The sequence below is a fragment of the Vibrio sp. 10N.222.51.C5 genome (assembly GCF_041474575.1).
Taxonomy (GTDB): Bacteria; Pseudomonadota; Gammaproteobacteria; order Enterobacterales; family Vibrionaceae; genus Vibrio; species Vibrio crassostreae_C.
On sequence record NZ_JBFRUJ010000031.1, the window covers coordinates 48157 to 73698 of the forward strand.

A 25542-nucleotide genomic window follows, 5' to 3' on the forward strand; every position below is an offset into this window, starting at 1 on the left:
ATCTTAACTCAATCAGACCGTAATAGTTTGCTATTAGTTTCATCGGCAAACAAATATCCCCTAAGGCGGGATAGCGATTTTATTGGGTAATCGAGCGGGGAGCTGCAATTCAACTTGAGTGACTTGCCTTTGTAAAAGAGACATTTAAGCTACACCCAAGCGTGCTTTTACTACTTGTTCGCAAGCATCAATATTCATCGTATCTTTTGGAATAATAAGCACGGTATCATTACCGCCAACGGTGCCGATAATCTCAGTATGTGGGTCGATATCGACTAATCTTGCGACTAATTGAGCACAACCTGGATGAGTTTTTACGATGACAATCGCTTGGTTATGAGTGATGAATTCGATTTGCGATGAGATGGATGCATCGACACGAACCGGTGCACTTTCAACCGTGATGCAGTAAACCTTTTTACCGCAAGCATTCTGAATTTTGACAACACCAAGCTGTGACAAAATACGAGATACGGTCGATTGGCTGATACCGGTATAGCCAATATCGACGAGTTTCTCTCGCAGTTGATTTTGGGTCGAGAAGCTTTGTTGTTGTAGTAAGCGTTTGCACGCTGCAGTCAGTGTTTTATCTTCAGCTGAATACAAGCAACCGTGCTCAGTGATTGGGTTCATGAACAACTCCTTAAGGTCAACATGTGGTTATCGCTTGTCCATAGCGCCGAGCGTACTCCCAAAGCCGTAGAGTACGATTGTTAAATAGGGCTTACCGATGAATCCCGAAATAAAGAGGGAAGGTATGCGTGATGTATGATCGTCTACCCATTGAGTCTACCACTAAGGGATAGTTATCTTTTTGAAGGGGATCACCAAATAAAATTCTAGTTAATTGCTTTTATTTTGGAGTTTTATTCTTTTGTTAAATGGATATTTATTCCAAGTTTGGCATAAATATCCATCGGTATTAGGGTGCTTTGGAGACCGTGATAATGGCGCTAAGGGTTAGCGAATTTCACTCATGATCTCGCGAGAGAATACTTTTTCACAGTAGTGACATTTTAGCTGCACGTTTTCCTGTTTTAGCTGCACTTTAAAGCTGCTTTCGACAGGTTCACCGTGCGAAATACAGTTGCTATTCGGGCAAGAGTAGACACTGTGGATTTGCTCCGGCAGCACAAGGGTTAGCTTATTAACCACTTTATACTCTTCAATCTGATTGACCGTTGCCTGCGGAGCATAAAGAGCCAATTGGTTGGCTTGTTCCTTGGTCAGGAAGATGTTCTCAATCTTGATTAGATCTTTATGGCCAAGTGCCGATGATGGCAGGTTTAAGCCCATAGTGATGCGCTGTTCTGTCTTGTGTAGCTTAAACAGTTTAAGGATTTTGATACCAAGGTGAGCAGGGATGTGGTCAATCACGCTGCCGTTACGGATCGCTTCTACTTGTAGCTGAGTTTGTTTAACCATGACTGTTTCTCCTGCTTATAAAGTGTCGTTAAGAACTAGGGCCAATAGGGCTTCGCGAGCGTATACACCGTTTTCAGCTTGTTCGAAGTAGTAAGCGTGTGGCGTTTTATCGACGTCAGTGGTGATTTCGTCGACGCGTGGCAGTGGGTGAAGTACCTTCATGTTTTGACGAGCGTCTTTCAATGTATCGGCGGTTAGGATGTAAGCCGACTTCATGTGCGCGTATTCCGATGCATCGAAGCGCTCTTTCTGTACGCGAGTCATGTACAGCACATCCAGTTCAGGCACCACTTCTTCAATGCTGCTGTGGGTGCTGTATTGGATACCCATCTCTTCCAATTCTTCACAGATATAATCTGGCATCTCTAACACTTCTGGCGCGATAAAGAAGAAACGCACGTTATTGAATTTTGATAGTGCTTGCGTCAATGAGTGCACGGTGCGGCCATATTTTAGGTCACCAACGAATGCCACATTGAGGTTATCGAGCGTGCCTTGCGTTTCGTAAATCGAGAATAGATCCAACAAGGTCTGCGTTGGGTGTTGGTTCGCACCGTCGCCACCATTCACAATTGGCACACCGTTAGAGAATTCAGAGGCTAAACGTGCTGCGCCTTCTTGTGGGTGACGCATCACAAAGGCGTCAACGTAAGAAGAAATGACCTGCACCGAATCGGCAAGTGTTTCGCCTTTCTTAGCCAGTGATGTGTTTCCGCCATTATCAAAACCGATGACGGTGCCGCCAAGACGCTGAACCGCGGTTTCAAATGAAAGGCGAGTTCGAGTTGAAGGTTCAAAGAAGCAGCTCGCGACAACCTTATTTTTCAGCAGCTCTGGATTTGGCTCTGCTTTGAGTCTTGCAGCAGTATCGACGATAAGCTCCAGTTCATCACGAGAGAGCTCTGGAATGGAGATGATGTGCTTGTTAAATAACGAATGCGCCATAACGGGTCTTCCTTTTTCTATGCATACAGTCAAATTGCGGACAAAAAAAAGCCCCCTAAAAATAGGAGGCTTCGAAACGATCAATAGAGCAAAATAAAAATGACACCAACGCCATTCTAAGGCGTATTGGTTGACAATCATGTGCGACAAAATTGCGGTTCATTTTTTGCTCTCTTAAGACAAATTGCGGAGGATTATACTCAGATAAAAAGGCCATGCAATACTTTCTGTAAAGTATTCATTTAATGGATTTTTATGCGAAATAACGTCCGTTTTAAGCTTCCATTTAAGCCTTTGTTGGAACTGAGAATCTCAGGCTTTTTTAGGTAATAATCTATTTAACTACATGAAAAAAAATGCGAGCTTTATCCAAGGTCAAAATCCCAAGAACGCCACCCGCATTTCCCTGTCATTGCACTTAACTTATTAACGTCTTGCGAACAAGTGAGTGCTTAACTGCTTAACTGCTTAATTTCTTAACTTCTTAGCTGCCTAATGTCGCAACCATGACTGCTTTGATGGTGTGCATGCGGTTCTCTGCTTCATCGAAGACGATAGAGTATTCAGACTCAACTACCTCATCAGTCACTTCCACACCGTCTTTTAGCTGTGGATATTCAGCCGCAAGTTGTTTGCCTACCGTGGTATCTTCGCCATGGAAAGCTGGCAGACAGTGCATGAATTTCACATGTGGGTTACCCGTTGCTTTCAGCATTTCCATGTTCACTTGGTAAGGCATCATTAGGTTGATACGCTCAGCCCATGCTTCTTTCGCTTCGCCCATAGATACCCAAACGTCGGTGTACAGGAAGTCACAACCTTGCACGCCTTCTTGAACATCTTCAGTCAGTGTAATTTTGCCACCTGTGTGCTCTGCGATTTCACGACACTGAGCCAATAGTTCTTCTTGTGGCCAGAACTGTTTTGGAGCAACAAGGCGAATGTCCATGCCCATTTTCGCTGCGCCAACCATCAGAGAGTTACCCATGTTGTTGCGAGCATCACCTAGGTAAGCAAAGTTGATTTCATGCAGTTGTTTACCACGGCCGTATTCCGTCATGGTTAGGAAGTCAGCAAGAATTTGTGTAGGGTGGAATTCGTCAGTCAGACCATTCCATACTGGAACTCCAGCGTAAGCGCCGAGCTCTTCAACGATTTCTTGACCGAAGCCGCGGTATTCAATGCCATCGTACATACGGCCAAGAACGCGAGCGGTATCTTTCATTGATTCTTTGTGGCCAATTTGAGAGCCAGATGGGCCTAAGTAAGACACGCGAGCGCCTTGGTCGAATGCCGCTACTTCGAATGCACAGCGAGTACGAGTTGAGGTTTTCTCAAAGATAAGCGCAATGTTTTTGCCAGTCAGTGTTGGCTGTTCGTAACCGTTGTACTTCGCTTTTTTTAGCTCCATAGAAAGATCTAACAAGTGTTGAATTTCGCGTGGAGTGAAATCTAGTAGTTTTAGGAAGTTACGATTGCGTAGGTTAAAAGCCATGATGTATTCCTTCTTAGATTTAGGCGCTTTCCTGTTACAGGGAAAGAAAATTCAAGAAAGCGCGATTCAATTTTTGTGTATTAATTTCAGTTCAAACGGTGATTCAGTTTTCTCGCAAGGTTTGAAAAGCTCGCGAGTAGATTAATCTTTGGTGATGTTGGTGCCCGCCAAGCCTTGCAGGATTTGCAAACCATCTTCGAGTGCACCAATACCGACGACTTTGCCGCCTTGCTGAATGAATTCGCACGATGCTTCAATTTTTGGTCCCATAGAGCCTGCATCAAATTCGAATTTCGCCAGTTCACTTGGTGTGGTGCTGCGCAGTGCGTGTTGAGTCGGTTTGCCCCAATCAAGGTAAACAGCGTCCGCGTCGGTCAAAATAAGCAGTGCATCCGCATCCAGTTGTTTCGCTAAGAAAGCCGCTGACATGTCTTTGTCGATAACCGCTTCAACACCCACTAATTTGCCGTTCTCTTTTTTCACTGGGATGCCACCGCCGCCAGTACAAATCACTAGGTGGCCTGCATCGATAAGTTGGGTGATCGCTTCGTGCTCAACAATGCCAGTAGGGCGTGGGCTTGGCACAACGCGACGGAAGTGTTGGCCGTCTGGTTTGACGATCCAGTGGAATTTCTCCGCCAATTCACGCGCTTCCGCTTCTTCGTAGATCGGGCCAATCGGCTTCGTTGGATCGGCGAATGCAGGATCGTTTGGATCAACGGTCATTTGGGTCAACATGCACGAGATGTTGCGGTTAGGTAGATAGTTCTTGAACTCTTGCATCAGCATGTAGCCGATCATGCCTTGAGTCTCACTGCCCAATACATCTAGCGGATACGGGTTTACTTTTTTGTATTCCAAACCTTGCAGAGCCAGTAAACCAACTTGTGGGCCATTACCATGTACTAGAACCACGTTGTACACTTTCGCGATTTCAGAGATGGTTTTAACCGCTGTTTCAATATTACGGCGTTGAACATCGGCTTCTAACGGCTCACCGCGACGAAGTAAGGCATTACCGCCGAGTGCAACAACAACAGTTTGCTTAGTCATAATTGTGTTCTCTCATTTTGGCCAAGCTGAGATTATTTAAGATCATTCAACTTGGCCGTTTTCGTCTTAGTGATTAGATACCATCACGCTCAATTGGGCAGCTCATGCAGCGTGCGCCACCGCGACCGCGGCCAAGTTCATCTCCAGGGATAGGAAGAACTGTGATGCCTGCTTTATCGTATTTTTCATTGGTGTAGGTGTTGCCTTCGTAGCCAATCACAACGCCAGGTTTAACCGTTAGAACGTTGTTTGCATCGTTCCACTGCTCACGTTCTGCATGGAAGTTGTCACCACCGGTCGTGATTAGGTTTAGCTTGTCTACGCCAAGTGCTTTTTCGATAGCTGTTACGAAGTAGCCCTCTTCTTTCACTTTCACTGCGCCAGACTCATCACCAGTTAGGTTCCAGCACTGTACGTCTTTACTCACCACTTCAGGATAAACAGAGAACGTATCTTCGTTCATGTGCGTCATAACGGTGTCTAAGTGCATGCAAGAGCGGTGTTTTGGTAGCTGCATTGCGATAACTTGTTTCGCTTGACCGTGTTTGAATAGGCTAGATGCTAAGTGCTCAACACCTTGTGCTGTTGTACGCTCAGACATACCGATAAGAACCGTACCGCGACCGATTACAAGAACGTCACCGCCTTCAATGGTTGAGTTGTCGTAGCTGATGTTTTCTTCATCGCCGAAGTACTTAATGAAGTCTTGGCCAGCAAATGTTGGGTGCCAGCGGTAAATAGCGCGAACGTGGTTGGTTTCACGTTGACGAGCAGGTTTCGCCATCGGGTTGATGGATACGCCACCGTATACCCAGCAAGATGTGTCACGAGTAAATAGGTGGTTTGGTAGCGGTTCGATAATGAAGTCGGTTGGTGCGTGCATGCCTTGCATCATTGAAGATGATTTCATTGGCATCTCAGCGTAAGACAGACCACCCGTTAGGATTTTTGCTAGTTCTAGGTTTGGTAAGTCGCCCAAGTAGCAGCGCACATCGTTAGCAAAGGTTTTGCCTAAGCGGTAATCAGAAACTTGATGATTCAAAAGCCAATCTTTCGCTTCTGGCACTGCTAGCGTGTCTGCTAGTAGGTCAGTAAGAAGAAGAACTTCAACACCTTGATCACGCAGCGTTTGAGTAAATGCGTCATGCTCTTTACCAGCACGTTCAACAGCCAGTACGTCATCAAATAGTAAATCGTGACAGTTAGAGGGTGTTAGGTGAGTCAGTGCGCGTCTTGGACGGTGAACTAGAACGCGACGTAATTGACCTATTTCAGAACCTACATAGAACTTACTCATGATCGTCTCTCTCTTATATATTTGAATTACTTTTATCGCTAAGAGTAATTATTTATTTTCAGTTGAGAAGAATGAATTATTTATTCATATCTCTTGTCTGGAATTAATATTACGCCTGCTAGTCAGGTATTCTTAGAGATCTATCACAAATCGTTTTTTATCCCGCAGCCCTTTAAAATTAAGGGTTTTAACAAACTTTATGCACTTTCAGTTATGAATAATACATTCTAAATAGTTAGCAGTTAGGGAACTTTATGCACGCTTTTTTGACGAAACTTACTAGAATCTAATTTACGAGGGATTATATGCAGAATAGTTTTATTGATAAGAGTGTACTTAGCTTGGAAGTATGCAGTGTTTTTATTTAGATATTTAATTTTGGATGTGGAATTAATTGTTTATTAACAAAGTAAATGCGAATAAAGCTGTTGCGATCACATTTTAAAATCGGCTGTTTAAGTGTGTTTTTTGATAGAAAAGGGCATTAATCCTCGTCTGTTTATTAGGCTATTAATTACTTTAAATATAATTAACGCTAATAAGTGACTAACTATTTGTTTAAACATCATGGTTGAAAATAGAGTGTTATTTCATCAATAAAATTAGATGTTTAAAAGTAGGATTGATTCTTCTATTGCGAGTGCTTTGAGTTTAGTTGAGCTTGGTTACGAACAGAAGAACCTTGAATATCGCGTGTATGGCTTTGAGGAGCTGTTTCAGTGGCAGAGGGTTACATTGAGAGGGAACAATAAAAAAGCCGCTGTGAGAAGCGGCTTTGGATGAGAAAGGAGTGAAGTGCTGTTAGTTAGATCAGCGCACCAATACTCAGTACAACAATGCAGAACACCATCAATATACCGACTAGTGGCATCACCCATTTAACCCAGCGCACGTAAGGGACACGAGCAATCGCCAAACCACCCATCACCACCGCGGAGGTTGGGGTGATTAGGTTCACCAAGCCAGATGCAGATTGGTACGCAGTGATAACCAAGTCACGACCTACGCCAGCAAAGTCGGCCAGTGGTGCCATGATTGGCATGGTCAGTACCGCTAAGCCAGAGGTCGATGGCACTAAGAACGACAGTAGAATCTCTAAGAAGAACATTACGTTAATGAAGATAACCGAAGAAAGCCCCGTTACCATCTGTTCTGCTGAGAAGAGAATGGTATCGGTGATCATACCGCGGTCCATCACCACTACGATACCACGTGCAATACCTATGATGAGCGCAACGCCAAGTAGGTCGCGGGCACCATCAATGAAGCTGGTGGTAAACTCTTCTTCGCTCATGCGAGCCACAATACCAACGATGATGGTTGCTGCTAAGAACATCGCTGAGATCTCAGCCATCCACCATCCAGCAACGGATACACCATAAATCATTACAGCGAACGAGCCACCAAAAATGGTCAGAATCAGTTTGCGAGTCGCGGTGAATTCAAGTTTTTCGCCGCTCGCATTACCTAAGAAGTGCGCTTTGTTCTCTTCGTATTTGTCGTAGACAATTGATGTTGTTGGATCGGCTTGAACCATTCTTGCGTAACGCATTACGTAGGCAACACAAATACCCCAACCAATAATCAACATCGCAATGCGCAACACGATACCGTCTGTAAATGGAATACCAGAGGCGTTGGCAGCGATCACGGTTGCGAATGGGTTAATCGTTGAACCCAGCACCCCAATACCTGCACCAAGCAGTACGGTCGCAGCGGCAACAAGAGGGTCAAAGCGAGCTGCCATCATTACCGGCACTAGCAATGTATAGAAGGGCAGTGATTCTTCCGCCATGCCGTAGACGGTACCACCTGCGGCAAATAGCGCCATCAGTATTGGTATCATCAACTCTTCTCGCCCTTCTAAGCGGGCGGTGACGCGCTCGATACCGGCATCAATGGCACCCGTTTTGGTTACTAGCCCTAAGAAGCCACCAATGATTAAGATGAACAGCGAAACGTCGATAGCCGCCGCTTCATAGCTATTGTGGTCATAGAAGCCGTCAATAGGCGCGAGCAGTACATCAATCACGCCTTGAGGGTTACCTTCTACCGCTTGATAGGTTCCGGTTACGGGTACTTCTCGGCCTAGCTCTTCATTCATTGCACGGTCGTATTGGCCTGCTGGAACAATCCAGGTAAGCAGTGCGACGAACGCAATCAGAATAAATAGAATGGTGTAGGCAGAAGGGAATTTAAAGTTGGCAAAGAAGCCGCCCTTTTTTTTCTCGCTTGGTATCGTTTGAGTTGTCATGGCTATCTCCTTACATCATCTTAAATAGAAGTGATGTGAATTAGCGACTAATGATTTATAGATTGTAAATACACGGACACTTATAAAGCACTCAACGATATAAAGTTGCTGACTTTAAATTAAGGTTGTTTTTATATTTACTAATCCAAATGAAGTTAGATTTAATTTAGCTGCGGTTATTTTATTCCTTACTCCGGTATTTAAGTTTGGTGCTGTTCACAAAAATAATGGCTAATGAAAGGGCTAAAAAATGGCAGAAAATCGTCAAGGTTTTTTGGTTAGTTAGCTTGGATTAATATTCGTTGTGGATTAACTGGAAGTGGAAGGAGATTGATTTGGTAGGTGTTGTTTATGATTAGGCAGAATAATCTTGGAATTTTATTCAAACTTTATTTTTAGGCGGTTTTTAAAGTTTATAATGGTTATTTGATGCGTATCAAATAACACATTGAGCAGAAAACAAAAAAGGAAGCCGAAGCTTCCTTTTAAATGTTCAATCACCAGCGAATGTTAGATAAACAGACCGCCGAATGCGAAGCCGAGTGCTACCGCAGTACTGATTGTTACCACACCTGGAATGAAGAATGGGTGGTTGAATACGTAGTTACCGATACGCGTTGAGCCTGTGTCATCCATCTCAACCGCTGCTAGTAGCGTAGGGTAAGTTGGAAGTACGAACAGCGCACTTACCGCAGCAAAAGAAGCAACGGCTGTTAGTGGTGCTACGCCAATCGCTAGTGCTGCAGGCATCAGTGCAACTGTTGTTGCGCCTTGAGAGTAAAGCAGCATAGAAGCGAAGAACAGAACAAGAGCCAGCATCCATGGGTAGTCAGCCAGTAGAGCGCCTGCTACGTCTTTGATTTCAGCAACGTGTGCGTTTACAAACGTTGAACCTAACCAAGCCACACCAAGTACACATACACATGCCGTCATACCAGAACGGAACGTTGGTGCTGAAGAAATCTTCGCTGCATCAATCTTAGTGAACATCACGATAGCCGCTGCTGCTGCCAGCATTACAGACATGATCGCTTCGTTACGACCTAGCGCCGGGTTTTCAATTAGGCCAACAGAGCTAGAGATAGCCGCTGCGTAACAAACCACGAAACCAATTGCAGCTAGGAAGATGTACGTTGCTTTCTTCGCTGTAGGTAGAATTTCGCGTTTCTCTTCTGTTGCTAGCTTGATTAGACCTTTCTCTAGACGTTCTTGATAAACAGGATCGTCTTTCAATTCGCTACCCATGTAGTTAGCAACAACCGCACCAACCATACAAGCGATGAAGGTTGTTGGGATACAAACCATCAATAGCGTTAGGTAATCAACACCAAATGGTGCCAACATTGCTGCGAAAGCCACAACTGCAGCCGAGATTGGCGAAGCTGTGATAGCAATTTGAGAAGCGACAACTGCGATAGACAGTGGACGAGAAGGACGAACACCTTGGCCTTTCGCTACTTCTGCAATAACAGGAAGCGTAGAGAATGCTGTGTGACCAGTACCCGCCATTAATGTCATTACAAAGGTCACAATCGGCGCGTAAAAGGTGATGCGTTCAGGGTGTTTACGCAAAAAGTTTTCGGCAATTTGTACCAACCAGTCCATACCGCCAGCAACTTGCATTGCAGCAATTGCGGTGATAACTGACATGATGATCAAGATTACGTCGATCGGGATGAAAGATTGGCTTGTTGGAACGCCAAGAATAAGTGAAAGGGCAATAACACCAGCACCACCGGCAAAACCAATACCGATACCGCCAATTCTGGCCCCCAAAAAGATAAAGAGCAGGACGACAAACAGTTCTACTGCAATCATAAGTAACACCTCATTTAGATTTTATTATGTGAACATTCGCCGCTGGAATGTTCACATAATAGTTCTATGGTTTAGATTCAATTTGGCAAAAGCGCAACCAACGGAAATCCACAAAATAATCATGGTTAACCGTATTGGAGCCTAAAAAAGGGCTCCGTTTGGAACCCTTTCTCGCTAACTTTATTCGTAGCGCTTCGCTTTATACTGAGGATGCATCAAATTTTCAACAGAGAAAATGTCATCAAGTTCTTCTTCGGTTAATAAACCGCGCTCTAGAACCACATCACGAACGCTCTTACCTGTCTCAGCACAGATCTTACCAACAATGTCACCCTCGTGGTGGCCAATGTATGGGTTTAGGTAAGTGACGATACCGATAGAGTTAAATACGTGTGATTCACATACTTCTTTGTTCACCGTAATGCCGTCTACACACTTGTCGCGTAGGTTCACACAAGCGTTTGTTAGGATGTCTAGAGACTCAAACATGCTTTGTGCAATAACAGGTTCCATTACGTTCAGTTGAAGTTGACCACCTTCCGCAGCGAAAGAAACCGTGTTGTCGTTACCTAGAACTTTGAAGCAAACTTGGTTTACTACTTCAGGTACAACTGGGTTTACTTTAGCAGGCATGATTGAAGAACCTGCTTGCAGTTCAGGTAGGTTTAGCTCGTTCAAACCAGTACGTGGACCTGAAGAAAGTAGACGCAAGTCGTTACAGATCTTAGATAGCTTAACTGCTAGACGCTTAAGTGCGCCGTGCGTCATTACGTATGCGCCACAGTCAGACGTTGCTTCGATTAAATCTTCAGCCGCTACACACTCTAGGCCTGTTACTTCTGCTAGGTGTTTCACTGCTAGGCCTTGGTAACCCGGTGCTGCGTTCAGACCTGTACCGATAGCCGTTGCGCCTAGGTTTACTTCAAGCAGTAGTTTTGAAGTGTATTCTAGGTTTTTGATTTCTTCATTGATGGTTACAGCCCAAGCGTGGAACTCTTGGCCAACCGTCATTGGAACTGCGTCTTGAAGCTGAGTACGACCCATCTTCAAAATCGTGTTGAATTCTTGGCTCTTAAGTTCGAATGCACCTTTTAGGTATTCGATCGCATCAATCAGTTTACGAACGCTGTTGTAAACAGAGATACGGAAGCCAGTTGGGTAAGCACAGTTTGTAGATTGGCTGCGGTTTACATGGTCGTTCGGGTTGATGAACTCGTATTGGCCTTTTTCTTTGCCCATAAGTTCAAGAGCCACGTTCGCAACAACTTCGTTTGCGTTCATGTTTACAGAAGTACCAGCACCACCTTGGAAAACGTCCGATGGGAACTGATCCATGCACTTACCCGTGTCTAGAATTAGGTCACAAGCTTGGATGATGTATTTAGCCACTTCGCTTGGAATTACACCTAACTCTTTGTTTGCTAAAGCCGCTGCTTTCTTAGTCATCACCATACCGCGAACGAATTCAGGTACATCTGAGATCGTTACATTTGAGATGTTGAAGTTTTCAACTGCGCGTAGAGTGTGGATGCCGTAGTAAGCATCAGCCGGAACATGACGTTGACCTAATAGATCTTCTTCGAGACGAGTAGCTTGAGGAGCTTCAACTTGAGCTTCTGATTGAGTAGCCATAACAGGATCCTTAGAGAATTATTCTGATTATATAGTTAGTTATTAGCCTATTCTGTGTGCAAATACTCCGTTCGCTAGAATATTGGGCTGATAAATCCGTCCTGACTTATGTGGCACATGATACTGTACTTAGCGCATAAAAATATTAAGTGGATCACCTTTTTCGGTTTTGTTTCGTCAATATTTTGCAAAGTTATTCTTGGTCAATAAACACGCTTATTTACAGGATAAATTTGAGATTGTTAGGGCTTTCAGCGTAAACTGCAAGTAACAAAGGAGGGCGTGTGTTTCCTATCTTATTATTACTATTTATCTTCGTACCCATCATTGAGATTGGGCTATTTATTCAAGTTGGTGGCTTCTTAGGATTGTGGCCAACTATTGCGTTGGTTTTGATCACTGCATTTGTGGGTGCATCGCTGGTTCGTAGCCAAGGCATTCAGACACTTATGTCTGTGCAAGGTCGTTTGCAACAAGGCGAAATGCCAGCACAACAGATTCTTGAAGGCGTGATGCTTGCAGTTGCCGGTGTATTGCTGCTGACTCCGGGTTTTATGACGGACGCACTCGGTATGTTGGTATTATTGCCAGCACCAAGAGCGATGATTGCCAAGAAAATGATGGAAAAAATGGTGGTGACCAACATGTCTGGTGGTTTCCATGCCGGTGGACAAGCTGGTTTTGGCCAGAGCCCATTTGGACAAGACCCATTCAATCGCGATCCATCTGACCAATCAAAAGACGGCAACACCTTTGAAGGTGAGTTTGAGAATAAAGACGACGACAACGATCGTAACCGCTTAAACTAATTAATCTTTTCTCTCTTTATATAGAGGGAAAACAGAAAAGGCTCTTACCTTTATCCTTCGCAAGAAAGTGATAATGGTAAGAGCCTTTTTTATTGTCTGTCGCTAGCTGTTACTTACTGTTTACTATCGATAACAGATAACAGATAACAGATAACAGATAACAGATAAAAGATAAGCTTGAGTGTTCGGTTATACCGCGCCTTCAAAGCCCATTTGTCGCCATGCTTCAAAAGCAATGATTGCCACTGCGTTAGACAGGTTGAGGCTGCGTGCGTCTGGCATCATTGGAATACGAATACGTTGCTCCATTGGCATGCTTTCAATGAACTCAGCAGGCAGGCCGCGAGTCTCAGGGCCAAACATCAGCACATCGCCTTGTTGGAATTTCGCATCAACGTGGTGGCTTGTCGTTTTTGTGGTGCAAGCAAAGATGCGGAAATCACCCTCACGTTCATTCTCTAGATACTCAAGGAAAGCTTCTAGGTTCTTGTGACGCTTAACTCGCGCAAGGTCGTGGTAATCCAATCCAGCACGACGAACCTTCTTCTCTTCAAAATCAAAGCCAAGCGGTTCAATCAGGTGCAGGTTTGCGCCGCAGTTAGCACATAGGCGGATGATGTTACCCGTATTGGGTGCAATTTCTGGTTCGTATAGAGCGATATCAAACATGTTGGTTCACAAGAGTAATCAAAGATAGCCCGAGTATACGGTGGCAAGCTGAGTGAGTACAGTTCGCCACCGTCACCATTCGCTTACGCTTGGTTCGTTAGTGCTTGCGCGTAGTTTTCAGATACGGCATTCCAATTCACCACGTTCCACCATGCATTGATGTAATCAGGACGACGGTTTTGGTAGCTGATGTAGTAGGCGTGTTCCCAAACATCGAGCGCGAGAATCGGTTCACCATCACTCGCCACGGTATCCATCCACGGATTATCTTGGTTCGAGGTTGAGATGATCTTCAGTTGCCCTTGCTCTACCACTAGCCAAGCAAAGCCGGAGCCAAAGGTATTGATTGCCGCTTGGGCGAACTGATTTTGGAACGTCTCGAAATCTCCGAATGTGCTTTTGATAGCCTCGCCAAGCTCGCCCGTAGGTTCACCACCACCGTCTTGCGACATGCAATTCCAATACAAGATGTGATTGTAGTAGCCACCCCCATTGTTACGCACGTCAGGGCTGTGCTGAGATATGTTGGCAAAGATCTCGGTCAGAGATTGCTGTTCTAGCTCGCTGCCAGACACCGCCGCAACAAACTTATCGTAGTAGGTTCTATGGTGCTTGCTGTAATGCACTTCCATTGTCTTAGCGTCAATGTAAGGCTCTAGGGCATCGTAAGCGTAGGGTAAAGCAGGGAAAGTGTGCGACATGGTAAATCCTCCTTAATTAGAGGATTTACCATAATGGTAATAACAATCATTATCAACTGCGATCTTTGTGGGGGTATTACACCGGTAAGATAGGCAGGGTGATTTCGAGTTGTAATCCACCGAGCTGGCTGCGGGTTGCGGTGATGGTTCCGCTGTGTTGGCGAATCGCACTTTCAGTAATGGTTAATCCAAGCCCTGTGCCGCCAGAGTTTCTGTCACGCGCTGTTGAGACACGGTAAAAAGGTCTGAAGATAGAATCGAGTTCATCCTCTGGAACACCATCACCATTATCATTGACGCAAATTGTTAGCTGATCTTGAACCACATGGAACTGTACATCCACTTGGTCTTTACCGTAGTAGATGGCATTGCGTGTAATGTTGTCTAGCGCACTCATCAGCAGTTTAGGGTTCCCCGAAATAGAGCGTTCTGGGATCTCCGAGAACGTCAGTTGTTTGCCCATCTGTTCGGCTTCAAACTCTGCGTCTTTTAAGATCTCTTCCCATAGGCTCGAGATAGGCTGAACCTCACGAGTAATATGGCTGTCGACCTGCATACGAGATAGCGTCAGCAGCTCACTGATCATCTGTTCCAAACGCTGTGCTTCGGTATCAATGCGTTCTAATTCTTGGCTCTCGCCTTGTTTACGAATCGCCAGTGCATTGGCCATGCGAAGACGTGTCAGTGGCGAGCGGAGCTCGTGTGAGATATCAGAGAGCAGGCGTTGTTGCCCCGAAATCATCTGGTTTACCGCTTCTACCATCTGGTTAAAGCTTTCACCAGCTTGTCTGAACTCTGAAGTACCTTTTTCGAGTGTTGGATCGACCTCGAATTGACCTTTCGCCACGCGTTGTGCCGCGCGTTCTAGCCTGCGAGCGGGTTGACTCAGTGCCCAAGCTAACCAAAGTAATAGCGGGGTACTCGCCAACATCACGGCAAGCAATAGCTGCAGAGGTTTATCAAACAGGCGCAGTAAGAATGGCGGTGGTTGGTTCCACTTCACTCCGGCATACATCAGCAACTCTTCACCAGCGAGAGTAATTGGCACTGGCCCTGCGACCATGTAGTGTCCGTAGAGTTTTTGCTTCGGTATCTCAGGGTTATCAATCGAGGTAACAAAGTTACGAATCGCCTTTAGCTTATAGTCTGAATGCCTTTTCGAGGTAAGGACTGCGCCCTCAAGATCGGTCAGGTAGATGCGAGCTCTAGAATCCTTGCGGCTGCGTGGCGCCTCCAGTTGGAAGACAATCTTGCCCAGATTAGGTTCTTTGGCGTAGCGTTTCTCTGTGATTTTAGCGATACGCTCGAGTTTATCGAGGTGATCTGCGGGCACATCTCGCGCGACTCGAGGGTCTAAATGGGGAAGTGACAGCACCGACAAAAGCACCAGTAACATGGTGAACCAAAAGATAGCAAAGATACGTCCATATAAGCTGGTGATTTTAGGTATACGCATTAATCTTCCTCTACCAATAAGTAGCCACGGCCTCGTAAGGTTTTGATACGTGATTTGCCGTCAGTGCGCTCAGGAATCTTCTTACGTAGATTAGAGATGTGCATGTCTATCGCGCGGTCAAACGCTGCGAGCCTTTTACCCAGCACATCCAAACTCAATGCTTCTTTGGTGATCACTTGCCCTGGGTTTTGGATAAGGTGACTCAGTAGGGCGAACTCGGTTGTGGTGAGGTCGATGAGCTCCCCATTGCAGTAGGCTTCTTGTTTGCCCGGGAAGACTTCGATGTCTTGATATTGAACTCTATCACTGGCCGCCTTAGGTGCGGTGTTGGTTTGAGTACGACGCAAGATAGCTCGAATACGAGCTAACAACTCTCGGTCACTGAAAGGTTTAGGCAGGTAATCATCCGCGCCAAGTTCAAGACCAATCACACGGTCGATCTCTTCGCCTTTTGCGGTCAGCATCAGCACTGGTGTTTCCCAATTTTCTCTCAGTTTCTTTAGTGTTTCCATGCCATTAAGACGCGGCATCATCACATCCAAAAGAATCAGGTCAATCTCATCATTGATAGCTTCCAGCCCTGCATAGCCATCATTGGCTTCGGAAACAGTGAAGCCCTCAAAGCTCAGAATGTCTTTGAGTAAGCTGGTTAACTCGGTGTCGTCATCAATAAGAAGAATGTTCGCCATTGGGAAGCCTTAATCGGTTATCTACTATTTACAGGTTAATAATACTGCTAATTATTCGTCAACTTTCACTCTTTACGATTCTTTACGCTTTCTAAACGTCACTTTACGAGGGAAAGACTAATCTATATCTAAGCGCTGAGAAACAGACGCAACACATGACTTATTATACCGAATTGAGGCAACAATTATGAAAATGACTAAGAAACTTGTACTAGCAGCTGCGGCACTTCCACTAATGTTAGGTACAGCAAGCGCGTATGCTTACGGTGGTGGTGATAAAGGTGACCACAAAGGTATGCACGACAAGTGTGGCGGTTTCGATAAAAAAGTAATGCGCCAACTAGACCTAACCGACGCTCAAAAAGAACAGTTAAAAGAGATGCGTGAAGCAGACCGTGCTGAGATGAAAGCAAAGCGCGGTGCAAACAAAACGGCAAAAATGGCGCAAATGAAAGCGCATCACGAAAAGGTTCAAGCATTGGTACTTGCTGACAACTTTGACGAAGCAGCAGCAAACGACCTAGCAAGCCAAATGGTTGAGAAGCAAACTGAGCGTCGCGTAGCAATGCTTAAGAAGCAACACCAAATGATGAGCGTACTAACGGCTGAGCAAAAGACTCAACTGAAAGAAATCCAACAAGAGCGCATGACTAAGTGTGCTGACAAAATGGGAAAACGCATGAACAAAGACAAGTAATTCATTGCTTGAAAAATCAGCGTTGAATGAAAGTGTTTAGAAAGAAGCGGCCGAGTGTCGCTTTTTTTGATCCTTAAAAATGAATGTTTCACATCATGGCTGTCATATTCAATTGGTGGTTTGCAGGTTATACTTTGTGCTATCAGTCACTTTATAGCCAAGTTATGAAACAAGAATACGCACGTTTAGTTACGCTCGCCGCTTGGGCAGCCACCACCATCGCCACTATTTTATTGATAGTGAAAGTCGCAGCTTGGTGGGTGACAGGTTCCGTGAGTCTGTTGGCTTCCGTCGTGGATTCAATGCTGGATATCGCGGCCTCTGTCGTTAACCTTATCGTGGTTCGTTACTCTCTGCAGCCTGCCGACAAAGAGCACACCTTTGGTCATGGTAAGGCTGAATCTCTCGCTGCATTAGCGCAGGCAATGTTTATTTCAGGCTCTGCATGTTTCCTTATTCTCAATGGTATTGAGCGCTTCTTCCGACCTCATGAACTGAACTCTCCAGAAATTGGTATCTACGTCAGCCTGTTCGCGATAGTGATGACCTTTGGTCTGGTTCGCTTCCAAAAACATGTGGTCAACAAAACGGGTAGCCAAGCTATTGCAGCCGATTCATTGCACTATCAATCAGACCTTTATATGAACGCCGCGATTATGCTGGCACTGGCATTGAGTTGGTTTGGGCTTGGCCAAGCGGACTCTGTATTTGCGGTGGGTATAGGTATCTACATTCTGTACAGCGCTTATCAAATGGCGATGGAAGCGGTTCAGTCTCTGCTTGATCATAAGCTGCCAGATGATGAGCTGAAACAGATTAAAGAGACATCATTGAGCGTGGAAGGCGTGTTGGGTGTGCATCAATTACGAACGCGTCGCTCGGGGCCAATACGCTTCATCCAACTGCATCTAGAATTGGAAGATAATATCCCACTTATTGAAGCGCATCGCATTTCTGACGAAGTAGAGGCTAAGCTTATCTCCGTGTTCCCTGATGCTGATGTATTAATTCACCAAGACCCGTATTCGGTCGTATTTGGACCAGAGAAGCAGCAGAAATTCCACTCGTGGTAATGCGTGCTAAAAATCAGCGGGCAAATGGTAAGTGAGTGGCTTTTGAACTAAAGTGAGTAAAAATTATTAACTGTTAGGTGATTCAAAAACCACCTTAGTAACAATTAATGTTGATTCTGATGTGAATCAACAAAGTTATTGAGTAAAACTGTAATACTCTTACAGAAGTAGAAATGTTACATAATTTTACGCGATTTGAGTGCTATTCCTGTTGAGGAAATGTAACATAACGCACAAATATAGATTTAAAATCTTGTTGATATACAATCAGCAAGAACAAGAATTGAATAATAGATTCCCAAAAATCGAGGGTGAGCATGATTAAGAAGATCGGTGTTTTGACCAGTGGTGGTGACGCTCCAGGTATGAACGCAGCAGTTCGCGGCGTTGTTCGTACTGCGTTATCAGTTGGCATTGAAGTTTACGGTATTTACGATGGCTACCAAGGCCTTGTTGAAGACCGTATCGAAAAGCTTGACCGTTCAAGCGTATCTGACGTGATCAACCGTGGTGGTACTTTCTTAGGTTCTGCACGTTTCCCTGAATTTAAAGACGTTGCTGTTCGTGAGAAAGGCATTGAGAACCTTAAGAAGCACGGTATCGAAGCACTTGTTGTTATCGGTGGTGACGGTTCTTACATGGGTGCTAAGAAGCTGACTGAAATGGGTTACCCATGTATCGGTCTTCCAGGCACAATCGATAACGATATCGCGGGTACTGACTACACAATCGGTTACCTAACAGCGCTTAACACTGTTATTGATTCAATTGACCGTCTACGTGACACGTCTTCTTCTCACCAACGTATTTCTATTGTTGAAATCATGGGCCGTCACTGTGGTGACCTTACGCTTATGTCAGCAATCGCGGGTGGTTGTGAGTACATCATTACTCCAGAGACTGGCCTAGATAAAGAACAGCTTATCAGCAACATCCAAGATGGTATTGCGAAAGGTAAGAAGCACGCAATCATCGCTCTAACTGAGCTAATGATGGATGCTAACGAACTGGCTAAAGAGATCGAATCTTCAACAGGTCGTGAAACTCGTGCAACGGTTCTTGGTCACATCCAACGTGGTGGTCGTCCTACTGCATTTGACCGTGTATTGGCTTCTCGTATGGGTAACTACGCTGTTCACCTTCTTCAAGAAGGTCACGGTGGTCGTTGTGTTGGTATCGAGAAAGAAGAACTTGTTCACCACGACATCATCGATTGTATCGAGAACATGCAGAACCCAGACCGTTCTGAGCTGTTCCGCGTTGCAGAAGAGTTGTTCTAAGCCACGCTTAGCGTTCGCTTAACAAATTTAAAAACCGCTGATTATTCAGCGGTTTTTTTGTGCCTGCCGTTCTTTAGATTCATTGTAAAATCCCCTCCTAGCCTCCCCTTATGTCAGGTTTCTAGATCCCTTTAGCTTTCATTGGAAAGGGGAGGAACCGTTCCGTAGTTGTTGGAGCATATACCGACTACAACTAATTTTAGCGATTAACGTAAGCTTTCCTATTAGCGATTTATTGAACATTTTATGGTTTCAGTAAGCCTAGGAACCTAAGTGAACAAAGAAAGTTCTCCCCCTTTACCTTAGATCGGCAGGGTAATCGAAAATGTTGAAATAAGGGGGAGTTAGAGGGGGATGCGTACACAGAAGTTTATTTGGGGATTGAATTCATGATTTTCACCAAAACTTCTTCAAGATTCTGATTAACTTCATTATTGGTAAAGCGAAGCACCTTGATTCCAATCTTGTTTAAGTCTCGTGTACGCTGATGATCGTAAGCCTGTGCTTGTTCTGAAAAGTGGCTATTACCATCTATCTCAATGGCCAGTTTTAGTTCACAGCTGAAGAAATCCACGACGTACTTTCCGATGCTATGTTGTCTGCGAAACTTAATACCAAGCTGCTTGTTCCGTATATAAAACCATAGCTTGCGTTCTGGTTGAGGCATGTTGTTTCGGAGCTGTTTTCGAAATGTGTTTAGATGAGCTTGTGTATAAATCTTCATAACGCAGTCTAATAAACCGGAATGTTATTAAGTTACAAAGAGCTCAGTGCAAAAAAGAGGTTGGGAGTGGCGGTTTTCGAGCGAGATCAAAAAAGGCCAACCTAAGTTGACCTTTCATCTAATCTAAACGGTGAGGTTTAAATTAAGCTTTTGCTTCAGCTGCTGCTTTAGCGATAGCTGCGAAGCTTTTCGCGTCTAGAGCTGCGCCGCCAACTAGAGCACCGTCGATGTCTGGTTGTGCGAAGTAAGCTGCTGCGTTTTCTGGCTTAACAGAACCGCCGTATTGGATAACAACTTTCTTAGCAACTTCTTCAGATTTCTCTGCGATGTGTGCACGGATTTGAGCGTGGATGCGCTGTGCATCTTCAGCTGTAGCTGCTTTACCAGTACCGATAGCCCAGATTGGTTCGTAAGCGATGATAGCGCCTTCAAGAGCTTCAACACCTTGAGTGTTGATAACAGCGTCAAGTTGACGAGCACATACTGCAACAGTTTCGCCTGCTTCGTTTTGTGCTTCAGATTCACCGATACAAAGAACTGGAGTTAGGCCGTTCTCTTTTAGGAATGCGAATTTCTTAGCTACGAACTCATCTGATTCGTTGTGGTATTCACGACGCTCAGAGTGACCGATGATGATGTGAGATGCGCCGAACTCTTTAAGCATTGCTGGAGACATGTCGCCAGTGAATGCACCGCTGTTGTTTAGGTCAGAGTTTTGAGCACCTAGGATGATCGCGCTGCCCGCTTCAGTAAGCGTACGCTCTGCTAGATCAACGAAAAGTGCTGGTGGAGCAACTGCTACGTCTACGCCTGTTACGCCTTCAAGTTCAGCGTTAAGACCGTTTAGTAGATCAACAACCATTTCTTTGCTGCCGTTTAGTTTCCAGTTACCCATAACTACAGGATGACGCATAGGAATATCTCCAAAGTATTTAAATAAATCGAATGTAAAAAAGTAAACTTTATTACGAAATAATATAACAGATTAATATCAACAGATCATGACTGTGGTCATGACTTTCTTGGATCTTACTCAATGGTCAGAGTAGATTTTGAGCATATATCAGTGATCCGGCAGACAGAATAATAGCTAACTTCTCGGATTTTTCATCGTTAGTTGTTATTAAGGGACAAACGATTGCGTTAACAACAGGAAGTAACAATGCCGAATCTAGTTCTAGAGTACTCCAATTCAGTGGATGAGCGAGTAAATATCCAAGGCTTACTGGAAGATCTCCACCAAGTCGCTCTCACATGTGGCTTGTTTGATGTGCCATCAGTGAAATCTCGTTCACTGCGTTGCCATAATTGGTTGGTCGGTGATGAGGAAGATAGTGTAGACTTTATTCATATCAGCTTTGAGTTACTTTCGGGACGAACGGAAGAGCAAAAGCGAGAATTGTCACGATCGTTAATGCAGATCCTGCAAGAACAAGCGAGTCATGTAAGAAGCTTAACGGTGAATATTCGTGATATGGATAAAAGTTGCTTTCAAAAAGTAATAAACTAACCATTGCTGCTGACTTTTAGCGGCGTATAAATTTGAGTATTTAAGATGTCGATGAAAGAATTACTGCTCTCTTTCAAGGGGAGAATTGGTCGTAAGACTTACTGGATTTGGAATGTTTTCTACTACATAGCGATTACCGGTTTTGCTTCAGGTATCTCTGTGTTGTTCCCTGCTTACTCTTATATCCTGCTACCAATCATCCTATTGATGCTTGTGATCCCAGACCTTGCGGTAACCGCTAAGCGCTGGCACGACCGCAATAAGTCTAATTACTGGCTACTATTGAATGTGCCATTAGTATTGGGTCGTTTAGCTTCGCCAATGGTTGCAACGACGACAGAGCCGGTATCGCCAATTCATATGGCGGCAACCGTCGCGGCATTAGTGTGTGGTTTCTGGATTCTGATTGAGTGTGGTTTGTTGAAAGGTACAGAAGGCCGTAATGACTACGGCGAAGACCCATGTAAATATTGAACAGCGAACCAATAAGAAGGGGGCATTACGCTCCCTTTTTCTTTTTAGTGCTTTGCTAATTTCAGTACATTTTAGGTTCGGTATTCGGCTTAAAAGGCACGACATTTTCAGGCAGAGATTCTTCAAAGCCGCAGCGCCCTTCGAGTGCATCTTGGAACTTACAGACCTGACAGCGCAGCTCTTGCATGAGTACGACATTGGCGTGGTGTGGGTTTTTACAACGGCTAACCACTAAGTCGATGTGACTTTGCTGCGCACGAAGTCGGTCTTGCATCACGTCTGAAGCCGAACAAATCATCTGTTCGCACATCTCGTGTTTGAATTGATTGAATGCTTTCGGGTCGCTTTTCGCGAGTTGGACAAGTTCATCAAAGGGTGGCAGTTTTTGAGCGGGTTGTGGATGCGCCATCATTCCTTCCTTAGCATTAAGCGTGTTTCATATGCTCTAAGCTTAAGAAAGAAATCTGTACAAATTTTAATCTATTTGTATTTTCTCAATATTGAGACGGTATTAGCCGATTACCTTTGCAATCAAAGGGCGGGTGTTAAGGTGTAAGTGCAGCGTCGTTCGCCAGCAATGATGTGCTCTGTACGGCTCACGTGACACTCATCTTTTAGTAACTCAGTAAACACGTTGAGCTCAGATTGGCACAGGCTAGGGCAGCGAGTTGCAGCCTTACAGATAGGGCAGTGGTTCTCAATCAAGATGTAGTGATCATCATGCTCTTGAAGCTCAGCCATGTAGCCTTCGTCTTCACGAAGCTGGGTGAGTTTTTTAAGCTTGCTGATGAGTGAATCACAGCCAGACAGCGCAGTTTGATACTGCTTAAGAGTGTGTTGTTCACGCTCGGCAGCAACCTTAGCCAGCCCTTCTTTACCAAATAGATTCTCGACAGCATCAATCACTTGAATGGTGAGTTCACCATGTCGGTCTGAAAATTGGTTATGACCTTGTTGAGTCAGGGACCAGTGGCGAGTCGGGCGACCCACTTTCACTTTCACATCATGAAACGCAAGAATACCGTCATCTTCCAGGCTTTGCAGATGTTGCCTTGCCCCCATTGTCGTCATGCCAAATTCTTCTGACAGTTGTTTCGCGGTTACCGCGCCTTGACGCTTAATGGTCTGTAAGATTCTGTCGCTTGTTTTCATACTATCCCTACCTAATGAACCTTACTATTATGAGGCAAGGTGTTTATAAAGCAAACCATTTACTATATTGATGATAATTTACTCTATAGATAGCGTTTTACTCTATTGGCTGCCATGGTCAGATTCTGGTGCGCTAATAAAACAAAAGGCTGATACTAGGTATCAGCCTTGGAATATTCTGTTTCACCGAATTTAGGCTTACAGGATATGACCTACTACTTCTGGATCTTTACGCTCTAGGTAGTGGATAGATTTGATGCGGCGAATTGTACGGCAGCGGCCACGGATAAGCAGGGTTTCTGTGGTTGCGATATTACCTTGACGAGAAATACCTTCTAGCAAGTCACCCTTAGTGATGCCTGTTGCTGAGAATACAACGTTGTCGCTGCGTGCCATGTCTTCCATCTTCAATACGATACCCGCCGTTACGCCCATTTCTGCGCAGCGCTCAAGTTCAAGTTCACCGTGCTTGCGGTTCTCTTCTGTGTCGCCTTTCACTTCGTGGCGAGGTAGAAGACGACCGTGCATGTCGCCGTCGAGTGCGCGAATTACCGCCGCCGAGACCACACCTTCAGGTGCGCCGCCGATGCAGTACATGACGTCTACTTCACTGTCTGGCATACAGGTTAAGATAGAAGCCGCAACATCACCGTCTGGCACAGCAAATACACGAACGCCCATTGCTTGCATGTCGGCGATGACTTGATCATGACGAGGCTTAGCAAGCGTGGTTACGACTAGAGTATCAAGTGTTTTACCTAGTGCTTTAGCGATGTTTTCTAGGTTTTCTGTTAGTGGCAGTTCTAGGTCAATCACGCCTTTAGCGCCAGGGCCAACAACCAACTTTTCCATGTACATATCAGGCGCTTTAAGGAAGCTGCCTTTTTCGCCCGCAGCCAATACAGCCAATGCATTTGATTGGCCCATTGCTGTCATGCGTGTCCCTTCAATTGGGTCAACTGCGATGTCGACAGCGTCGCCGCCCACACCTACGTTTTCGCCGATGTATAGCATAGGTGCATCATCGATTTCACCTTCGCCGATAACAATCTCACCGCTAATTTCGGTTTTGTTTAATAGGCTACGCATTACTTCTACAGCAGCGCCATCTGCAGCGTTTTTATCGCCACGGCCAAGCCACTTGTAACCAGCTAGTGCTGCACCTTCTGTGACACGAGAGAATGACATTGCTAAATCGCGTTTCATGCGGACTCCAAAATTTTCAAAGGGGGAATAGAAATTTCGCGGCGAATTTTACCATATCCAAAAGGAAACGTTTGCCTTTTTGTTTTTTGGAGATTGCTCTCGATCAATTCGCAGTGGAAAACAGTTATTATTCATCAAAATAATCGGTTTGCCGTTGTGGCGGTAATCGTTCACGTCAATATTCGGTAAAAAGTGCTGTTTTTTTCATCGAATGGCGCAAAATATCGAATATATTGAGTGTTTATCCTTGCTCTGCTGAGTAGAATGGGGAAATAAGTGGAGTGAACCTTCACCATCAAACGGATAACTTAAAGGTAGGCCAGAATGTCTTTTGAAGTACTAGAGCAGCTAGAAGCAAAAATTCAAACAGCAGTAGATACAATTGCACTTCTTCAAATGGAAGTGGAAGAGCTTAAAGAAGAGAAACAAGCACTAGCAACAGAAGCTGGTGAGCTTAAAGCAAGCCGTCACGAGCTAGAGCAAAAAACTCAGCAAATGCAGGAAGAGCATTCAGCATGGCAAGATCGCATCCGTAACCTTCTTGGTAAAATGGATGAAGTAGAGTAATCGACTCTTCAGATTTAAAAAAACGCCCGCTACTCAGTAGCGGGCGTTTTTGTTTGTGTTCTTATGATTTGTTTTATTATTTGAAGCTGAGTGAGAGTTACTCGACGTCTTCTTCCTCGACATCCAAATCGAGTTCTACATCTAGAGGTTCGGCAGAAAGAATGATGCCAGTGTTGTCTGCGTAGAGGTAATCTTCAGGTAAGAAGGTCACGCTGCCAAAGTTCACTGGAACGTCTAATTCACCGACACCTTCTTGGCTCGCACCAACAGGGATAGAAGCCAAGGCTTGGATACCTAGGTTCATGTCTTCAAGCTCATCGACTTCACGAACGCACCCGTAAACCACAATCCCTTCCCACTCATTGTCTTCGGCAAGTAGGGCTATCTCAGCATCGATCAGCGCTTTACGTAGTGAGCCGCCCCCATCGATTAACAACACACGCCCCAGACCGTCTTGCTCTAGTACAGAGCGAATCAAAGCGTTGTCTTCAAAACACTTTAATGTCGTGATCTGTCCTGCGAAGGATGCACGTCCACCGAAGTTGCTGAACATTGGCTCCACGACATCAACTTGATCCAAATATATGTCGCACAGTGCTGAAGTGTTGTATTCCAT

26 protein-coding genes are annotated in these 25542 nt (G+C 44.9%); 7 read left to right on the forward strand and 19 right to left on the reverse strand.

What is annotated here, in order from left to right; genetic code table 11:
• Window positions 1–144: 144 nt before the first annotated feature.
• The 9 genes from AB4558_RS10220 to aspA form a co-directional block, all read right to left on the reverse strand.
• Window positions 145–633 carry an arginine repressor gene (locus AB4558_RS10220; RefSeq protein ID WP_048614969.1) on the reverse strand — a complete coding sequence of 163 codons (489 nt, stop codon included), beginning with the start codon at window positions 631–633 and terminating at the stop codon, window positions 145–147.
• A gap of 327 nt (window positions 634–960) precedes the next feature.
• The gene (pyrI, locus tag AB4558_RS10225) at window positions 961–1425 is read right to left on the reverse strand and encodes an aspartate carbamoyltransferase regulatory subunit (RefSeq protein WP_017062720.1); all 465 of its coding nucleotides are present in this window, start codon (window positions 1423–1425) and stop codon (window positions 961–963) included.
• A 15-nt stretch (window positions 1426–1440) separates the two neighbouring features.
• A complete protein-coding gene (pyrB, locus tag AB4558_RS10230; protein WP_017083816.1) occupies window positions 1441–2370 on the reverse strand; it encodes an aspartate carbamoyltransferase in 930 nt (309 codons plus the stop codon).
• A gap of 484 nt (window positions 2371–2854) precedes the next feature.
• Window positions 2855–3865 carry an ornithine carbamoyltransferase gene (locus AB4558_RS10235; RefSeq protein ID WP_372073485.1) on the reverse strand — a complete coding sequence of 337 codons (1011 nt, stop codon included), beginning with the start codon at window positions 3863–3865 and terminating at the stop codon, window positions 2855–2857.
• Window positions 3866–4006: 141 nt separating this feature from the next.
• On the reverse strand, window positions 4007–4918 hold the full coding sequence (gene arcC, locus AB4558_RS10240) for a carbamate kinase (protein WP_017062723.1): 912 nt from the start codon (window positions 4916–4918) through the stop codon (window positions 4007–4009).
• A 73-nt stretch (window positions 4919–4991) separates the two neighbouring features.
• Window positions 4992–6215 carry an arginine deiminase gene (gene arcA, locus AB4558_RS10245; RefSeq protein ID WP_017062724.1) on the reverse strand — a complete coding sequence of 408 codons (1224 nt, stop codon included), beginning with the start codon at window positions 6213–6215 and terminating at the stop codon, window positions 4992–4994.
• 805 nt (window positions 6216–7020) lie between these two features.
• Window positions 7021–8469, reverse strand: a complete 1449-nt coding sequence (locus tag AB4558_RS10250; protein WP_017062726.1) for a YfcC family protein — start codon at window positions 8467–8469, stop codon at window positions 7021–7023.
• Window positions 8470–8979: 510 nt separating this feature from the next.
• Window positions 8980–10287 (reverse strand): anaerobic C4-dicarboxylate transporter, encoded by a 1308-nt coding sequence (locus AB4558_RS10255; protein ID WP_017061168.1) that lies wholly within the window; start codon window positions 10285–10287, stop codon window positions 8980–8982.
• A 180-nt stretch (window positions 10288–10467) separates the two neighbouring features.
• Window positions 10468–11919 carry an aspartate ammonia-lyase gene (gene aspA / locus AB4558_RS10260; RefSeq protein ID WP_019821539.1) on the reverse strand — a complete coding sequence of 484 codons (1452 nt, stop codon included), beginning with the start codon at window positions 11917–11919 and terminating at the stop codon, window positions 10468–10470.
• Window positions 11920–12203: 284 nt separating this feature from the next.
• On the opposite strand from aspA, the gene AB4558_RS10265 reads away from it, so the two are divergent.
• Entirely contained in the window at window positions 12204–12728 is a 525-nt protein-coding gene (locus AB4558_RS10265) for an FxsA family protein (RefSeq protein WP_372073483.1), read from the forward strand.
• A gap of 189 nt (window positions 12729–12917) precedes the next feature.
• Here the strand turns inward: AB4558_RS10265 and trmL are convergent, their stop codons facing one another.
• The 4 genes from trmL to AB4558_RS10285 all read right to left on the reverse strand — a co-directional run bounded on the left by trmL (window position 12918) and on the right by AB4558_RS10285 (window position 16243).
• Window positions 12918–13397: a tRNA (uridine(34)/cytosine(34)/5-carboxymethylaminomethyluridine(34)-2'-O)-methyltransferase TrmL gene (gene trmL / locus AB4558_RS10270; protein ID WP_372073481.1), complete on the reverse strand. Its 480-nt coding sequence runs from the start codon at window positions 13395–13397 to the stop codon at window positions 12918–12920.
• An 83-nt stretch (window positions 13398–13480) separates the two neighbouring features.
• Window positions 13481–14098: a superoxide dismutase gene (locus AB4558_RS10275; RefSeq protein ID WP_372073479.1), complete on the reverse strand. Its 618-nt coding sequence runs from the start codon at window positions 14096–14098 to the stop codon at window positions 13481–13483.
• 76 nt (window positions 14099–14174) lie between these two features.
• Entirely contained in the window at window positions 14175–15554 is a 1380-nt protein-coding gene (gene cpxA, locus AB4558_RS10280; protein WP_372073477.1) for an envelope stress sensor histidine kinase CpxA, read from the reverse strand.
• Window positions 15554–16243, reverse strand: a complete 690-nt coding sequence (locus tag AB4558_RS10285; protein WP_017061163.1) for a response regulator — start codon at window positions 16241–16243, stop codon at window positions 15554–15556. The genes cpxA and AB4558_RS10285 overlap by 1 nt, the downstream gene beginning before the upstream one ends.
• Before the next feature lie 187 nt (window positions 16244–16430).
• Here AB4558_RS10285 and AB4558_RS10290 point away from each other — a divergent pair, with 187 nt between their 5' ends.
• From AB4558_RS10290 to pfkA, 3 genes are all read left to right on the forward strand, one after another.
• Window positions 16431–16940, forward strand: coding sequence for a CpxP family protein (locus AB4558_RS10290; protein WP_229647415.1), 510 nt, complete (start codon window positions 16431–16433; stop codon window positions 16938–16940).
• 164 nt (window positions 16941–17104) lie between these two features.
• A complete protein-coding gene (gene fieF, locus AB4558_RS10295) occupies window positions 17105–18013 on the forward strand; it encodes a CDF family cation-efflux transporter FieF (RefSeq protein ID WP_017066567.1) in 909 nt (302 codons plus the stop codon).
• Between the two features lie 317 nt (window positions 18014–18330).
• Window positions 18331–19293, forward strand: coding sequence for a 6-phosphofructokinase (pfkA, locus tag AB4558_RS10300; protein WP_017061160.1), 963 nt, complete (start codon window positions 18331–18333; stop codon window positions 19291–19293).
• Window positions 19294–19663: 370 nt separating this feature from the next.
• Here the strand turns inward: pfkA and AB4558_RS10305 are convergent, their stop codons facing one another.
• A complete protein-coding gene (locus AB4558_RS10305; RefSeq protein ID WP_017061159.1) occupies window positions 19664–20017 on the reverse strand; it encodes an endonuclease domain-containing protein in 354 nt (117 codons plus the stop codon).
• Between the two features lie 142 nt (window positions 20018–20159).
• Entirely contained in the window at window positions 20160–20930 is a 771-nt protein-coding gene (gene tpiA, locus AB4558_RS10310; RefSeq protein ID WP_017061158.1) for a triose-phosphate isomerase, read from the reverse strand.
• Between the two features lie 249 nt (window positions 20931–21179).
• On the opposite strand from tpiA, the gene AB4558_RS10315 reads away from it, so the two are divergent.
• Entirely contained in the window at window positions 21180–21527 is a 348-nt protein-coding gene (locus tag AB4558_RS10315) for a 5-carboxymethyl-2-hydroxymuconate Delta-isomerase (RefSeq protein ID WP_017061157.1), read from the forward strand.
• 45 nt (window positions 21528–21572) lie between these two features.
• Entirely contained in the window at window positions 21573–22001 is a 429-nt protein-coding gene (locus AB4558_RS10320) for a DUF805 domain-containing protein (RefSeq protein WP_017063673.1), read from the forward strand.
• A 61-nt stretch (window positions 22002–22062) separates the two neighbouring features.
• Here the strand turns inward: AB4558_RS10320 and AB4558_RS10325 are convergent, their stop codons facing one another.
• The 3 genes from AB4558_RS10325 to glpX all read right to left on the reverse strand — a co-directional run bounded on the left by AB4558_RS10325 (window position 22063) and on the right by glpX (window position 24359).
• Window positions 22063–22410 (reverse strand): DUF3135 domain-containing protein, encoded by a 348-nt coding sequence (locus tag AB4558_RS10325; RefSeq protein WP_017061155.1) that lies wholly within the window; start codon window positions 22408–22410, stop codon window positions 22063–22065.
• Window positions 22411–22532: 122 nt separating this feature from the next.
• Window positions 22533–23153, reverse strand: a complete 621-nt coding sequence (locus tag AB4558_RS10330) for a metalloregulator ArsR/SmtB family transcription factor (RefSeq protein ID WP_017063674.1) — start codon at window positions 23151–23153, stop codon at window positions 22533–22535.
• 198 nt (window positions 23154–23351) lie between these two features.
• Window positions 23352–24359 carry a class II fructose-bisphosphatase gene (gene glpX / locus AB4558_RS10335; RefSeq protein ID WP_017061153.1) on the reverse strand — a complete coding sequence of 336 codons (1008 nt, stop codon included), beginning with the start codon at window positions 24357–24359 and terminating at the stop codon, window positions 23352–23354.
• Window positions 24360–24683: 324 nt separating this feature from the next.
• Between glpX and zapB the strand changes: the two genes are divergently transcribed.
• Window positions 24684–24926 (forward strand): cell division protein ZapB, encoded by a 243-nt coding sequence (gene zapB / locus AB4558_RS10340; RefSeq protein WP_008219652.1) that lies wholly within the window; start codon window positions 24684–24686, stop codon window positions 24924–24926.
• A 97-nt stretch (window positions 24927–25023) separates the two neighbouring features.
• Here the strand turns inward: zapB and rraA are convergent, their stop codons facing one another.
• Window positions 25024–25542 carry a ribonuclease E activity regulator RraA gene (gene rraA, locus AB4558_RS10345; protein WP_017061152.1) on the reverse strand — a complete coding sequence of 173 codons (519 nt, stop codon included), beginning with the start codon at window positions 25540–25542 and terminating at the stop codon, window positions 25024–25026.